The sequence below is a fragment of the Agrobacterium sp. fls2-241-TYG-188a genome, from assembly GCF_030209845.1.
In genome coordinates this window covers 226,517-240,230 of sequence record NZ_JARVRD010000003.1, presented here as the reverse complement: position 1 = coordinate 240,230, position 13,714 = coordinate 226,517, and the positions used below count along the sequence as shown (strand labels likewise).

Genomic DNA, 13,714 nt, shown 5'->3' with positions numbered 1-13,714 from the left:
GTGACGCGGACATATTAGCGGCGGGAGTTTCATGCTGGCCAATGCATATTTTTTGAGCTACAAGGTTGCATCTTCAACACCAGCCAAGGAGGTTCAGATGAATATGCTCGTTCGATATCGCCTCCCGGCCCTTGTCGTGCCGCTACAGGCATAGGTGTTTCCAGCGGTTCGTCCGCACTTTCCTGTTTTTACCTTCGTCATGTGGCTGTTGCGGCCATGTTCAATGTTCTTCCCGTTCTGGCCTTGGCGCTTATTTCGCCCTGCGGCCGTTAATTCGGGTTATTTTTGTCCGGAGCTTGGCCATGTTCGGCTGGTTTGAAAAACGTCTCGATCCATTTCCCGCGTCAGCGCCTGTTGTTCCACCCGGCAGGCTGCTGCCCTTCATGTGGCATTACGTCAAGCCTGCTGCGCCGTGGCTGTTGCTGCTCGGCCTGATGTCCATGGGCATCGCGATTGCAGAAGTGATGCTCTATCAGTTCCTGGGCAACATCGTGGACTGGCTTTCTTCTGCCAACCGGGAGACATTCCTGCAGGATGAGGGCTGGCGTCTCATCCTCATGGCCGCAATCGTACTGGTCGCGCTGCCCTTGATGGGGTCGATCCATACGATGACGATGCACCAGACGCTGGCTGGAAACTTTGGCATGATTGCCCGCTGGCACATGCACCGGTTCCTGCTGCGTCACTCCATGACGTTCTTCGCAAACGAGTTTGCCGGTCGCGTTTCCACCAAGGTCATGCAGACAGCGCTTGCCATCCGCGAAGTGGCGCTGAAGATCATCGACGTCTTCGTCTACGCCATCAGCTTCGTCGGTTCGATGCTGTTTCTGGTTGCGGCGGCTGACTGGCGTCTGGTCATTCCGCTGGTGGTTTGGCTCTCCGCCTATATTGCGATCCTGACCTATTTCGTGCCGAAGCTTGGCCGCCTTGCCAGTGAGCAGGCGGATGCGAGGTCGCTGATGACGGGCCGCATCGTGGACAGCTACACCAACATTGCCACGATCAAACTGTTTTCCCATGCGGGCCGTGAAGAGGTCTATGCGCGTGAAGGCATGAACATTTTCCTCAAGACGGTCCATCGGCAGATGCGCCGCATCTCCGCATTCAACATCGCCATCGATATCAACAATGCGCTCGTCATGTTTTCCACCACGTCGCTGGGTCTCTATTTCTGGATGATGGGGTCGGTATCCGTCGGCTCGGTTGCCGTTGCCATCGGCCTGTCCATGCGCGTCAACGGCATGTCGCAGTGGATCATGTGGGAAGTGACATCGCTGTTTGAGAACATCGGCACCGTCTATGACGGCATGAACATGATGTCCAAGCCGCACGATATCGTGGATGCCGCCAATGCGCCGGCGCTGTCTGCCCACAAGGGTGAAATCATCTTTGAAGACGTCCGCTTCCACTATGGCAAGAACAAGGGCGTCCTTGAGAACCTGTCTCTCAACATCAAGCCGGGCGAAAAGGTCGGTCTCGTCGGCCGCTCCGGCGCTGGCAAGACCACGCTGATGAACCTGCTGCTGCGCTTCTACGATCTGGAGTCGGGCCGCATCCTGATCGATGGGCAGGATATTTCCAATGTCTCGCAGGATAGTTTGCGCTCGCTGATCGGCGTCGTGACGCAGGATACGTCGCTGCTCCACCGCACGATCCGCGAAAACATCGCCTATGGTCATCCGGGAGCGACGGACGAAGAGATCATTGCCGCAGCAAAGCGCGCCAATGCCTGGGACTTTATCGAAACGCTGGTGGATATGCATGGGCATCAGGGGCTGGACGCGCAGGTCGGAGAACGTGGGGTCAAGCTTTCCGGTGGCCAGCGCCAGCGTATCGCGATCGCCCGCGTGTTCCTCAAGGATGCGCCGATCCTCATTCTCGATGAGGCAACCTCGGCGCTCGACTCGGAAGTCGAAGCGGCCATTCAGGAAAACCTGTTTGCGCTGATGGAAGGCAAGACGGTGATCGCGATTGCCCACCGCCTGTCGACGCTGACCGAGATGGATCGCCTCATCATCCTCGATAAGGGCAAGATCGTCGAGGCTGGCACGCATACGGAACTGGTGGAGCAGGGAGGCATCTATGCCGATCTGTGGCTGCGTCAGTCCGGCGGGTTCATCTCCGAAGAAGAGCCGGACATGAAGGTGGCAGGGGAGTAGGTTTCTGCTTCCCCCACTCCCTCACCCCGGCCTTGAGCCGGGGTCCAGTTTGACTAGGTCCTTGATCGAAAAAATGCTCTTTTGCATCGCAGACGCGTCGCTGCCGGACCCCGGCTCAAGGCCGGGGTTAGGGAGTGGCTGAAACCGTAGCGGACAAAGCATTCCCTCCACCAATCTCATTACTAAAATATAATCCAGCCGCCGCTTTGCCCGTCCGATGAAACCGCCTATATCGGAATGATGCTTATCACCCGTATTTTTCGCGTTTTCGAGAACTGGATCAAGCCCTTCGCCCGCAAGGACGATCTTCGTCCGCCGCAAGATACCTTCGCATTCATCTGGTTTTATCTGAGGCAGGCCAAGGCGCCGTTTTTCGCCATGCTCGTTCTTGGCGGCATGACGGCCGCCATCGAGGCCGCACTGTTCTGGTTCGTCGGCAGGCTGGTTGACATTCTGTCGAGCGTAAAGCCGGGCGATGGCTGGGCGGGGCTGATCGCCGGGCACGGTTACGAGTTGATCGGCATGTTGTTCCTGATTGCCGTCGTCCGCTTCGTCGTGACCATGCTGACGGCGCTGGTTGATCAGCAGATCATCACGCCCGGTTTCTACAATCTCGTGCGCTGGCAGTCCTATATGCATGTCGCGCGTCAGTCGCTGACATTTTTCCAGAATGATTTCTCGGGCCGCATCGTCACCAAGGTCTGGTCCGGCGGGCAGGCGGCGGGCGATCTTGTGACCTCGCTGATGGAAAGCGTCTGGTTCGTCGGCATTTATTCGGTATCGATGCTGTTTCTGATCGGCGGGCTGGACTGGCGTCTGGCAGTTGTCGTTCTGGTCTGGGTCGGCATATTCTCGATGCTGGCGCGCTATTTCGTGCCGCGCATCCGCAAGCACTCCCGCGAGACTGCAGAAGCGGCATCCATGCTGTCTGGCCGCATGGTGGATGCCTACAGCAATATCCAGACCCTGAGGCTCTTCGGTCGCGACGATGCCAATGACCGCTACATGCGGCAGGGTTTCGACATCTTCCAGAACACGACGATGATGTTTACCCGCTTCATCACCGGGGTCCGCGCATCCATGGCGCTGCTGTCAGGCATCATGATCACATCCATGGCCGCGCTCTGCATTGATCTCTGGCTGTCTGGAAAGATCAGTTCCGGGGCGGTTGCCTTCACGCTTGCGCTCGTGCTGCGCCTCAACTTCCTGCTCGGTCGTCTGATGACGCAGTTCAACGGCATCATGCGCAATTTTGGGACGGTGCAGAACGCCGCCGAACTGATTTCTCAGCCGCTGGGATTGGTGGACGCCGAAAGCGCCAAAGCATTGTCCGTGGCACGTCCAGCCATTCGCTATGATCACGTCAGTTTCCATTATGGCCGTGGCAAAGGCGTGATCGATGATCTCAGCCTTGATATTGCGGCGGGAGAAAAGGTTGGCATTGTCGGTCGGTCCGGAGCCGGGAAATCGACGCTCGTCAATCTTCTGCTGCGTTTTTATGATGTCGAAAAGGGCCGCATTCTCATCGACGGACAGGATATTGCGACGGTAACGCAGGAAACGCTGCGGTCCCATATCGGAATGGTTACGCAGGACACATCGCTGCTGCACCGCTCCATCCGCGACAACATCATGTTCGGACGTCTGGACGCGACCGAGGAGCAATTGCTGGAAGCCATACGCCGGGCGCGGGCGGATGAGTTTATCGAGAAGCTGGAAGATCAGCGCGGGCGCAAGGGGCTGGACGCCCATGTGGGCGAGCGCGGCGTGAAGCTTTCTGGTGGACAGCGCCAGCGCATTGCCATTGCCCGCGTGATGCTGAAGGACGCCCCAATTCTTGTGCTGGACGAGGCGACATCGGCACTGGATTCGGAAGTGGAAGCAGCCATACAGAGCAATCTGGACGAGTTGATGCGGGGCAAGACGGTTCTGGCAATCGCTCACCGCCTATCGACGATTGCGGCACTGGACCGGCTGGTGGTGATGGATGCCGGGCGTATTGTGGAGCAGGGCACCCACAGCCAGCTCGTCGCCAGCGGCGGGCTCTATTCCGAATTGTGGGCACGCCAGTCTGGCGGCTTCCTCTTATCGGACGAAACGGTTCAGCCGGTTTAAGGCTTCGCAATCGCAAAATCGGCAACCAGTCCGAAGTGATTGGACCCCAGATTGTCTGGCAACCGCTCGGTCTTGATGAGCGTCGCTGGTGCGCGGGCAAATATGTGATCGATCGCGATGCCGAATTTTCCCGCAGGTATGGGCCAGGTGGCCGGCTCCCATTGCGCCTTTTTCAGATCGGTCGCGAGCAGGAATTCCCGCATATCGGGGGCAATGCTGGCCGAGTTGAAATCACCGCCGAGGATGACAGGGCCGCTGACCGAGGCGATGGCCGATTGGATGCGGCTCAGCTCATTGCGGTGATATTCATCGAAATAAGGTTTTGCCAGATGGGCGGCCACGAGGGTCAGCTTGATGCCCGCCGTTTCGATGGTGGCCATTGCGAAACGGTCGCGGCTGACATAGCTGAGGCTGCCGATACCCGCATCCATGAGCGGCAGCTTCGACAGGATCAAGAGATCGCAGGACTGCGTTTTTTCGCCGCATCCCAGGCGATACGGGTAGGTCTGCTGCAGGCGTGGCAGCACGCTTCTCAGCGCCGCAGCCTCCATGACGTAAACAGCGTCTGCCCTCTGTGCGAGGATCGCATCCGCGATTGATTCGGCATTGGCGCCGTTTTCCATCAGCACATTGAAGGAAAGCAGCCGGAATGGTGTCGCTTCCTTCGGAGCATAGGCTTCGGTGACGAATTCCCGGTGCATGTAGAGGGTGTGGGCACCCAGCACGATCGCCCAGATCAACAGCAAAACGAAGATGCGGGACCGTAGCACAGCCAGGCCCAATAGCGAGGTGAGGGCGACCATAATCGCGATATGCAGCTGGAAACTGGTGACGAAGGCCAAAATCCAGAAATCGAAGACATATCGAAGACTTATGACAGCCAACGAAAGTGTGAGCGCAAACGCAACGACACAGGTGAGCCTAGCTTTCAAAATTAAAAACCTCGTTGAAGGGCTCTCCCTGATTCTGCTTAACACGCGCGATTTTCCGGCACAATGTTGCATGATGGCCAGCAGGACGGGAAAAGACGGAGAAAAATGACCTGACAAGGCAGAATTACGGCAGCTTTGTGAGCTTTCCTCTTGCCAAGGTCCGGCATATTTTGCGATCAAGCAGAATAGGCGCGATTTCTCGTCGCGCGGTATCCGGGACAAGGGGGATCGAGTTTGTCCTGGATCAAAACATAGCTGGAGGACTCATGCGACTTTCAACAAAATCAGCGCAGAGGATGGTGTAGCGGTGAGCGAGCACGTAAATGACCATGACGCTTCGGGTGAACCCACCCGTCGCGATTTTCTTTATCTTGTAACAGGTATGGCTGGCGCAGTTGGCGCTGCCGCAGTTGCCTGGCCTTTCATTGACCAGATGCGTCCCGATGCATCGACGCTGGCTCTGGCTTCCATCGAAGTCAACGTCGCAAGCGTGGAGCCGGGCATGTCTCTGACCGTGAAGTGGCGCGGCAAGCCGATCTTCATTCGCAACAGAACTCCAAAAGAGATCGAAGAAGCAAATGCCGTCCAGCTGGCTGAGCTCAAGGATCCCGTTGCGCGCAACGCCAATCTCGATGCCACCGCACAGGCGACGGATGTCGATCGTTCCGCAGGCGCGGGCAAAGAAAACTGGATCGTCATGGTCGGTTCCTGCACGCATCTTGGCTGTGTTCCGCTGGGTCAAGCCGGCGATTTCGGCGGGTGGTTCTGTCCCTGCCATGGCTCGCACTACGATACGGCGGGCCGCATTCGCAAAGGTCCGGCGCCGGAGAACCTGCATATTCCGACCTTCGCATTTACATCCGATACCGTGATCAAGATCGGATAAGGGGACATATGAAATGAGTGGTCATTCCAGTTACCAGCCCTCGACCGGTATCGAAAGATGGGTCGATTCCCGCTTGCCACTGCCGCGCATGGTCTATGACAGCTTCATAGCCTATCCGGTTCCGCGCAACCTCAACTACGCATACACCTTTGGTGCGATGCTTGCCGTCATGCTGATCGTGCAGATTCTGACCGGCGTCGTGCTGGCCATGCATTATGCAGCCGAGACGACGGTTGCGTTCAATTCGGTCGAAAAGATCATGCGTGACGTGAACCATGGCTGGCTGTTGCGCTACATGCACGCCAACGGCGCGTCCTTCTTCTTCATTGCCGTCTATCTGCACATCGCGCGCGGACTGTATTACGGCTCCTACAAGGCACCGCGTGAAATCCTCTGGATTCTCGGCTGCGTCATCTTCCTGCTGATGATGGCGACCGGCTTCATGGGTTACGTTCTGCCTTGGGGCCAGATGTCCTTCTGGGGTGCAACCGTTATTACCGGCTTCTTCACCGCGTTTCCTGGCGTCGGCGAGTGGATCCAGCAGTTCCTGCTCGGCGGCTTTGCGGTTGATCAGCCTACGCTCAACCGCTTCTTCGCGCTGCACTATCTTCTGCCCTTCATGATTGCCGGTGTCGTTATCCTGCACATCTGGGCACTGCATGTGACCGGCCAGACCAACCCGACAGGCGTTGAAATCAAGAGCAAGACGGACACCGTTCCGTTCACGCCCTATGCAACGCTGAAAGATGCGCTCGGCCTTTCCATCTTCCTTCTGGCCTATGCGTGGTTCGTGTTCTACATGCCGAACTTCCTTGGCCACCCCGACAACTACATCATGGCGGACGCGCTGAAGACACCGGCACATATCGTGCCTGAGTGGTACTTCCTGCCTTTCTACGCCATGCTTCGCGCGATTACCTTCAACGTTGGCCCGATCGATTCCAAGCTCGGCGGCGTTCTGGTCATGTTCGGTGCAATCGTGGTGCTGTTCTTCCTGCCATGGCTCGACACATCGAAGGTTCGCTCGGCTGTCTATCGCCCCTGGTACAAGATGTTCTTCTGGGTCTTCGTCGTAAACTCCATCATGCTCGGCTGGCTCGGTTCCCGCCCGGCAGAAGGCACCTACGTCACGCTTTCGCAGATCGGAACGGTTTACTACTTCGGCTTCTTCCTCGTCATCATGCCGCTGCTTGGCCTGTTCGAGACGCCGCGACGTATTCCGAATTCCATCACCGAAGCTGTTCTTGAAAAGAACGGCAAGACAGCCGCCGCGCCTGCGGCCGCCGTCAAGATATGAGCGTGAGAGAAGGACGATTACAATGAAAAAGCTTGTAACGAGCATCGCGCTTATCGCTGCCATGAGCGGCTTCGGATCCGCGGCTTTCGCCGCGGAAGAAGGACATGACCTGAAGGCCCAGACCGAACATGCCATTGCAGGCGGACACTTTCCCGTCCTCAAGCCGCATGAAGAAAAATGGTCCTTCGCCGGTCCATTTGGCAAATATGACAAGGGCCAGCTTCAGCGTGGATTGAAGATCTACAAGGAAGTCTGTTCTGCCTGCCACTCGATGAGCCTCGTTTCCTTCCGCACGCTGGAAGATCTGGGTTACTCCGAGGAGCAGGTGAAGGCTTTTGCTGCCGAATATGAAGTGCAGGACGGCCCAAATGCCGATGGCGAGATGTTCTCGCGCAAGGCTGTGCCATCCGACCATTTCCCGTCGCCCTATCCGAACAAGGAAGCAGCGGCAGCTTCGAACGGCGGCGCTGCTCCTCCCGATATGTCGCTTCTGGCGAAGGCCCGTGGCGTGGAACGCGGTTTCCCGCAGTTCATCTTCGACATGATCCCCATTCTCGGCGGATATCAGGAAGGCGGCCCGGATTACATCCACGCGCTGCTGACGGGATATCAGGAGCCGCCGGAAGGTATCGAAGTCGCTGAAGGCACGCACTTCAACCCTTATTTCGCCAGCGCAATCGCGCTCAAGATGGCTCCGCCCATCAGCGCCGATCAGGTGACCTATGATGATGGCACCCCGCAGACCCTGGACCAGTATTCTCAGGACGTTTCTGCTTTCCTGATGTGGGCTGCTGAGCCGCATCTGGAAGAGCGCAAGCGCACTGGCTTCATGGTCATCGTGTTTCTGCTGATCTTTACGGCGCTGATCTATCTGACGAAAAAGTCGGTGTACTCCCGCAAAGAGCACTGATCTCCGACATCAGGATATCGAGACACTGGCCCTCACGTTAACGCGTGGGGGCTTTTTTCATGCCCGGCGCGCCTGTTTTCCTATTGGTCTGCTCGGGCTGAGTTGTTAAAGTCGCCTCACTTTTAATCCTGATACCATCGGAAATTTCATGACCGTCATCGCCTCGGAGCTTGCTGCTGCCATTCGTTCCATTCATGACTATCCCAAGCCAGGGATCATCTTTCGCGACATTACGACGTTGCTGGGCAACCCGCGTGCCTTCCGCCGGGCGGTAGATGAGTTGGTGCAGCCCTATGCGGGCACGAAAATCGACAAGATTGCAGGAATGGAAGCGCGCGGTTTCATCCTTGGCGGAGCCGTTGCACATCAGCTTTCAGCCGGTTTCGTCCCGATCCGCAAAAAGGGCAAATTGCCCCACACGACGGTGCGCGTGGCCTACAGTCTCGAATATGGCGTCGATGAGATGGAAATGCATGTGGATGCCGTTCAGCCCGGCGAAAAGGTCATTCTTGTCGATGATCTCATCGCAACGGGTGGAACCGCAGAAGGTGCGGTCAAGCTTCTGCGCCAGATGGGTGCGGAAATCGTGTCCGCCTGCTTCGTTATCGATCTGCCCGATCTGGGTGGCCGAAAGAAGCTGGAGGATCTGGGGGTGGAAGTGCGGACACTTGTGGAGTTCTCGGGCCACTAGAGCGTTTCCATTTAACAAGGAAATACTCTACGCCGATCACGCTGCACCAGAATGCAGGCGTAAGAAAACCCCCGTCATGGGGCTTTTTTATTGCAAGGGTACAGATCCTGTGAAGGGCGATCGCGTCTAATCGAATTCCAGAACGTTGCTCTCAAACGTCACCACGACGTCACCATGCTGATTAACGCCCTCGTTGAGAGTGGTGTTCATGTAAGTGCCGGGTCGCGATGCCAGGGCGCGCGACGCCTTCATTGTCGTGAAATAGGTCACGTCATCTCCGGCATAGACCGGGCGAAGCCATTTGAGATTGCGAAAACCAGGGGAGGGGCCGAGCTTGGGCGGTTCTATCCCTTGCGCCACCAGTCGCCGTGCTTCCTTTGACCAGAAGTTCAGGAAGCATTTCATCCAGGAGGCGCTGGTCTGCCATCCCGAGGCGCAGAGACCTTCGAAGACGGAGTTCTTGGCGGCTTCCGCATCCAGATGGAAGGGCTGCGGATCAAATTTCTCTGCATAGCGAATGATTGAAGCGGCAGAGAAATGGATCGTACCAAGCTCCAGGGGGACATCGGGCGGGTAGAGGTCAATGAATTTCATGCGCTTGCCGTTTCTGCGGAGGTGGCCAGCATGGCATTCAACTCTACTATGCACACAACCTCTCCGCGCTGGTTTTGCAGCTCGTGGCGCAACTTTACGACGCCCATGCCGGGCCGCGTCTTGCTGACCCTCTGTTCGATCACGGTTGTTGTGCCGCTCAACGTGTCACCCGCCAGAACGGGCTTCTTCCATTCCACCAGATCGACGCCGAGGCCAGCCTGTGAGGGCGAGTGGCTGATATAGCTGTCGACGGTCATACGCATCAGCATTCCGCATGTGTGCCAGCCTGAGGCCGCAAGCCCCCCTAAAATGCTGGCTTTCCCGGCTTCTTCCGAGAGATGCATGGGCTGCGGATCGAACTCTTCCGCAAACTCTATGATTTCCTCCGCAGTGACCAGTTTTGGTCCGAGCGGGAAGCTCCGGCCCGGCGTAAAATCCTCAAATCCGTATTTCACTGACAGACTCCTCTTCCGCAGCACGATTGGGCTAAAGCCTATCGTAAATCGGCCTTTTACGTAAAGGTAATATTGCCGGGGTTTATGCAAAACGTGGCCGTCAACGCAAGAAGCCCGCGACGATGCGCGGGCTTTTTGCGGAGGGCGTGTGCCTCAGGTGTTGAAGCGGAAGTGGATGACATCGCCGTCGTTGACGACATATTCCTTGCCTTCATCGCGGCCCTTGCCGGCTTCCTTTGCTCCGACTTCACCCTTATAGGTGACGTAGTCGTCGTAAGCGATTGTAAAGGCGCGAATAAAGCCGCGCTCGAAATCGGTGTGGATGACCCCGGCTGCACCCGGCGCCTTGGTGCCGCGCACGATGGTCCATGCGCGCGTTTCCTTCGGGCCAACGGTGAAATAGGTGATGAGGTCGAGCAAGTGGTAACCTGCACGGATCAGCCGATCGAGGCCAGCCTCTTCAAGACCGAGAGCCGAGAGGAATTCCTTGGACTCTTCTTCAGGAAGCTGAGCGACTTCGGATTCGATTGCTGCGGAAATGATGACGCATTCCGCGCCCTGCGCCTTTGCCATTTCGGCAACGGCCCTGGTGTGTTCATTGCCATCGACGGCATCAGCTTCAGATACGTTGCAGACATAGAGCACGGGGTGCGACGTCAGGAGGTTAAGCCCCTTGAGCACTTCGATTTCGTCGGCAGCAAGCGTCTTCAAGAGAAGGCGGGCGGGCTTGCCTTCATTCAGCAGCTTGATGACCGCTTCCATGACGGGCAGTTGGGCAAGCGAATCCTTATCCTTGGAAGATGCGCGCTTGCGCGTCTGCTCAACGCGGCGCTCGAGGCTTTCGAGGTCGGCGAGCATCAGCTCGGTCTCAATCGTATCGGCATCGCCAACCGGGTTGATGCGGCCTTCGACATGGGTGATGTCGTCGTCTTCAAAGCAGCGCAGAACGTGAACGACCGCGTCGACTTCGCGGATGTTGGCGAGGAACTTGTTTCCAAGGCCTTCACCCTTGGACGCACCGCGAACCAGACCGGCAATATCAACGAAGGAAATGCGGGTAGGGATGAGTTCCTTGGAACCGGCGATATCGGCCAGAACCTTCATGCGCGGATCCGGTACGGCAACTTCGCCGGTATTTGGCTCAATCGTACAGAAGGGATAGTTTGCCGCCTGCGCAGCCGCCGTTTTCGTCAGCGCGTTGAAAAGTGTGGACTTGCCGACATTCGGCAGACCGACGATACCGCATTTGAAGCCCATGGCTTGAACCTGTCTCTGTTCTCAAGAATTCCGTTAGCCAGCCTTTTGCGGAATGGGCAGGGGAAGGTCAAGCCTTGTTGCCGGAAAGCTTGAGGATTCGCGCAAATTGCAGGCCTGGAGCGTTTTCATTGAGCAACGAAGTGCCCTAGATCGCAGCCTGACCGAGGCCGAACCAGTTCGAAATCAGGGCCCATCCGCCGTAGATAATCGCCACGCTTGTCACCATGGACAGCAGCGCGAGGGCAAAGCCGGTCAAGACGGCGACATCGTCCTTCTGCGCCAGGCCAAGCGCAATCGCTAGCACCGAAAGGCCGGGCAGCACGTTTCCAAAGGGAATGGGCAGGGCAATAAGCACCGCCATCAGAAAAATGACGATGCCGATAACCGCCGGGCCAAGGTGTTTCGACAGCACATGGCCGCGTGGTCGCAGCATCTTTTCCAGCTTCGCAAGCCGTGGTGCTGCCTTCGATGCGGTCAGCTCTATGATGGAGCGTGAGATCGACAGGCGGCCAAGAAACCCGGGAAGCACCAGTTTTTTCGCGCCAAACATGATCTGCAGGGACAGGATGGCCAAGGCCGTTCCAAAGATCATGCCAGCGGGAATGCCGGGTGTCGGTATGATCGCGGGTATGGCGAAGACGACCAGGACAAATGCAATGGCCTTGTCGCCGAGGCTCTGGAGCAGCCCTTCCAGCGTGACCTTCTCGGGCAGGTCTTCGGGAAGCCGGCCAAGTGCGGCCGCCATTGTCTGTTGGTTCGCAGGATCATCCATGGTCTGGATATTTCTGGGCGGCGCAGCGGCGCCCGCAATGGCGGTCAGATGTCTTCATCAGGCTGAAATGGGGAGGCGTGACGAAGTTTCAAGCGGCAGCGAAGTGGTCGGTGCCACTCTCAATCCTTCTTGGCAAACATTCTTTTCAGCATTTCCGCCATGGGGCCGGTCTCCGGAAGCTTCTTCGGCTGGGCAGAATTACGGGCCTGATGGATGTGGGATTGCGCGGCGGGCTTTGATGGTTTGGCTGCAGGCTTTTCTTCGGTCTTTACGCCGACAGCCAGCGCCAGCTTGTTCATCAACTGCGAGTCTTCGCCTTTGACGAGCATGTCAGCATTGTCAGCGATGGCATCGAGTAGCGGCTCCAGCCATGTCTTGTCAGACTTGGCGAAGTCACCGAGAACATGTCCGTGAACACGCTCCTTGTCGCCAGGATGACCGATGCCAAGCCGCAAGCGCCTGTATTCCTTGCCGCAATGGGCATCCAGCGACTTCAGGCCGTTATGCCCACCATGGCCGCCGCCGATCTTGATGCGGGCGCGGCCGGGCGCAAGATCAAGTTCGTCATGAATGGCAATGATGTCGCCGATTTTGACCTTGAAGAAACGCATTGCTTCGCCAACGGCTTCGCCGGAGAGGTTCATGAAGGTCAGCGGCTTCATCAACAATATCTTTTCGCCCGCGATTTCGCCCTCGGAAATTTCGGCTTTGAACTTTCTTGACCATGGCGAAAAGGAGGGTAGACGCTGCAAGGCATCCACTGCCATGAAGCCGATATTGTGCCGGTTGGCTGCATATTGCGTGCCGGGATTTCCGAGGCCTGCAATGATGATCATTGACGTGTCCGCTCAGTTTCGATTGACGATTGCCTTTCACCACCGAAAAAACGAGCTGAAGTCAACGTCTTTATCGCCTGCCGGGAATCATTGGCGAATGACGAGACCGTATTTCTCGTAAATCTTGCGCTGGGTTCCGTCTGCGATCAAGGCATCGAGAGTGACCTGCATTCTGCTGATCAACTCATCTGGAACGGAGCGATTACACGCCATTCCCAGGCTCTGGTTTGTGAGAACCACAACCTCCTGGAAGCTCGCGCCCGGCAGTTTCCGAAGCGCACTTTCAGACATGGGCATCAGGTCTATGCGTCCGGCGGCCAGTTTCGACAGCGTCTTGTCGAAATCGGCGCTGAGGTCGATATGGGTGAATCCCAGCGACTTCAGAACCGACTGGGTATAGTCGTTGCGCTGGGTGCCGATCAGATAGTCCTTGGCCTCGTCGAGGTTTTTGATCTTGAGATTCCGTTCTCTCAGGCCGACGAGCACATTCCTGTCGGTGTGAACCGGAGACACCCACTTGAACTGCGCCTCACGCTCCGGTGTACGCGCCGCGGCCACAACGCAGTGCATCGGCTTGCTTTCTGCAAGTGCGATGGCGCGTGCCCACGGCGTGACCGTCGCATCGTAGTCTACCTTTGCTCTGGCGAATATAATCTTGAGCTGGTCCATGTAGACCCCGCGGGGCTGCCCGTCAGTCCCGCGTGTATTGTAGGGTGGATATTCCTCCGTCGTGATGAAAAGCTGCTCGGACGAAGCCGATGAGGTTATAAAAAAAGCAATCGAAAATAAAATGATGCGCCACATTCACTT

General features: G+C 57.1%; 13 protein-coding genes. 6 read left to right on the top strand and 7 right to left on the bottom strand.

The genetic code is table 11. The annotated features are described in order from the left end of the window. Positions 1-302: 302 nt before the first annotated feature. Both QRN85_RS15160 and QRN85_RS15155 read left to right on the top strand, forming a co-directional pair. Entirely contained in the window at positions 303-2,159 is a 1,857-nt protein-coding gene (locus QRN85_RS15160; protein WP_284759128.1) for an ABC transporter ATP-binding protein, read from the top strand. Between the two features lie 240 nt (positions 2,160-2,399). Beyond that, complete coding sequence (locus QRN85_RS15155; protein ID WP_284759595.1) at positions 2,400-4,274, top strand: ABC transporter ATP-binding protein; 1,875 nt, start codon at positions 2,400-2,402, stop codon at positions 4,272-4,274. On the opposite strand, the gene QRN85_RS15150 is transcribed toward QRN85_RS15155, so the two are convergent. Next, positions 4,271-5,206 (bottom strand): endonuclease/exonuclease/phosphatase family protein, encoded by a 936-nt coding sequence (locus QRN85_RS15150; protein WP_284759127.1) that lies wholly within the window; start codon positions 5,204-5,206, stop codon positions 4,271-4,273. The two genes, QRN85_RS15155 and QRN85_RS15150, sit on opposite strands and share 4 nt — an antisense overlap. A gap of 307 nt (positions 5,207-5,513) precedes the next feature. Between QRN85_RS15150 and petA the strand changes: the two genes are divergently transcribed. The 4 genes from petA to QRN85_RS15130 all read left to right on the top strand — a co-directional run bounded on the left by petA (position 5,514) and on the right by QRN85_RS15130 (position 8,990). After that, positions 5,514-6,092 carry a ubiquinol-cytochrome c reductase iron-sulfur subunit gene (gene petA, locus QRN85_RS15145; protein ID WP_062585142.1) on the top strand — a complete coding sequence of 193 codons (579 nt, stop codon included), beginning with the start codon at positions 5,514-5,516 and terminating at the stop codon, positions 6,090-6,092. Between the two features lie 13 nt (positions 6,093-6,105). Continuing rightward, positions 6,106-7,389 carry a cytochrome b gene (locus QRN85_RS15140; RefSeq protein WP_062585143.1) on the top strand — a complete coding sequence of 428 codons (1,284 nt, stop codon included), beginning with the start codon at positions 6,106-6,108 and terminating at the stop codon, positions 7,387-7,389. A 22-nt stretch (positions 7,390-7,411) separates the two neighbouring features. After that, entirely contained in the window at positions 7,412-8,299 is an 888-nt protein-coding gene (locus QRN85_RS15135) for a cytochrome c1 (RefSeq protein WP_112962705.1), read from the top strand. Between the two features lie 148 nt (positions 8,300-8,447). Further along, positions 8,448-8,990, top strand: coding sequence for an adenine phosphoribosyltransferase (locus QRN85_RS15130; protein WP_062585146.1), 543 nt, complete (start codon positions 8,448-8,450; stop codon positions 8,988-8,990). Positions 8,991-9,116: 126 nt separating this feature from the next. Here QRN85_RS15130 and QRN85_RS15125 read toward each other — a convergent pair whose 3' ends face one another. The 6 genes from QRN85_RS15125 to QRN85_RS15100 form a co-directional block, all read right to left on the bottom strand. Next, on the bottom strand, positions 9,117-9,584 hold the full coding sequence (locus QRN85_RS15125; protein WP_284759126.1) for a MaoC family dehydratase: 468 nt from the start codon (positions 9,582-9,584) through the stop codon (positions 9,117-9,119). After that, on the bottom strand, positions 9,581-10,039 hold the full coding sequence (locus QRN85_RS15120; protein WP_284759125.1) for a MaoC family dehydratase: 459 nt from the start codon (positions 10,037-10,039) through the stop codon (positions 9,581-9,583). Before QRN85_RS15120 ends, QRN85_RS15125 begins: the two co-directional genes overlap by 4 nt. 153 nt (positions 10,040-10,192) lie before the next feature. Further along, positions 10,193-11,296: a redox-regulated ATPase YchF gene (gene ychF / locus QRN85_RS15115; protein ID WP_062585150.1), complete on the bottom strand. Its 1,104-nt coding sequence runs from the start codon at positions 11,294-11,296 to the stop codon at positions 10,193-10,195. 145 nt (positions 11,297-11,441) lie between these two features. After that, positions 11,442-12,068 (bottom strand): exopolysaccharide biosynthesis protein, encoded by a 627-nt coding sequence (locus QRN85_RS15110; protein ID WP_113169124.1) that lies wholly within the window; start codon positions 12,066-12,068, stop codon positions 11,442-11,444. Positions 12,069-12,187: 119 nt separating this feature from the next. Next, positions 12,188-12,904, bottom strand: coding sequence for an aminoacyl-tRNA hydrolase (pth, locus tag QRN85_RS15105; protein ID WP_284759123.1), 717 nt, complete (start codon positions 12,902-12,904; stop codon positions 12,188-12,190). Positions 12,905-12,991: 87 nt separating this feature from the next. After that, positions 12,992-13,708 (bottom strand): substrate-binding periplasmic protein, encoded by a 717-nt coding sequence (locus QRN85_RS15100; RefSeq protein ID WP_284759121.1) that lies wholly within the window; start codon positions 13,706-13,708, stop codon positions 12,992-12,994. Positions 13,709-13,714: the final 6 nt, after the last annotated feature.

Coding starts and splice junctions, on each gene's coding strand:
- QRN85_RS15160 (WP_284759128.1), top strand. CDS start 303: ATGTTCGGCTGGTTTGAAAAACGTCTCGATCCATTTCCCGCGTCAGCG.
- QRN85_RS15155 (WP_284759595.1), top strand. CDS start 2,400: ATGCTTATCACCCGTATTTTTCGCGTTTTCGAGAACTGGATCAAGCCC.
- QRN85_RS15140 (WP_062585143.1), top strand. CDS start 6,106: ATGAGTGGTCATTCCAGTTACCAGCCCTCGACCGGTATCGAAAGATGG.
- QRN85_RS15135 (WP_112962705.1), top strand. CDS start 7,412: ATGAAAAAGCTTGTAACGAGCATCGCGCTTATCGCTGCCATGAGCGGC.
- QRN85_RS15130 (WP_062585146.1), top strand. CDS start 8,448: ATGACCGTCATCGCCTCGGAGCTTGCTGCTGCCATTCGTTCCATTCAT.
- QRN85_RS15125 (WP_284759126.1), bottom strand. CDS start 9,584: ATGAAATTCATTGACCTCTACCCGCCCGATGTCCCCCTGGAGCTTGGT.
- ychF (WP_062585150.1), bottom strand. CDS start 11,296: ATGGGCTTCAAATGCGGTATCGTCGGTCTGCCGAATGTCGGCAAGTCC.
- QRN85_RS15110 (WP_113169124.1), bottom strand. CDS start 12,068: ATGGATGATCCTGCGAACCAACAGACAATGGCGGCCGCACTTGGCCGG.
- pth (WP_284759123.1), bottom strand. CDS start 12,904: ATGATCATCATTGCAGGCCTCGGAAATCCCGGCACGCAATATGCAGCC.
- QRN85_RS15100 (WP_284759121.1), bottom strand. CDS start 13,708: ATGTGGCGCATCATTTTATTTTCGATTGCTTTTTTTATAACCTCATCG.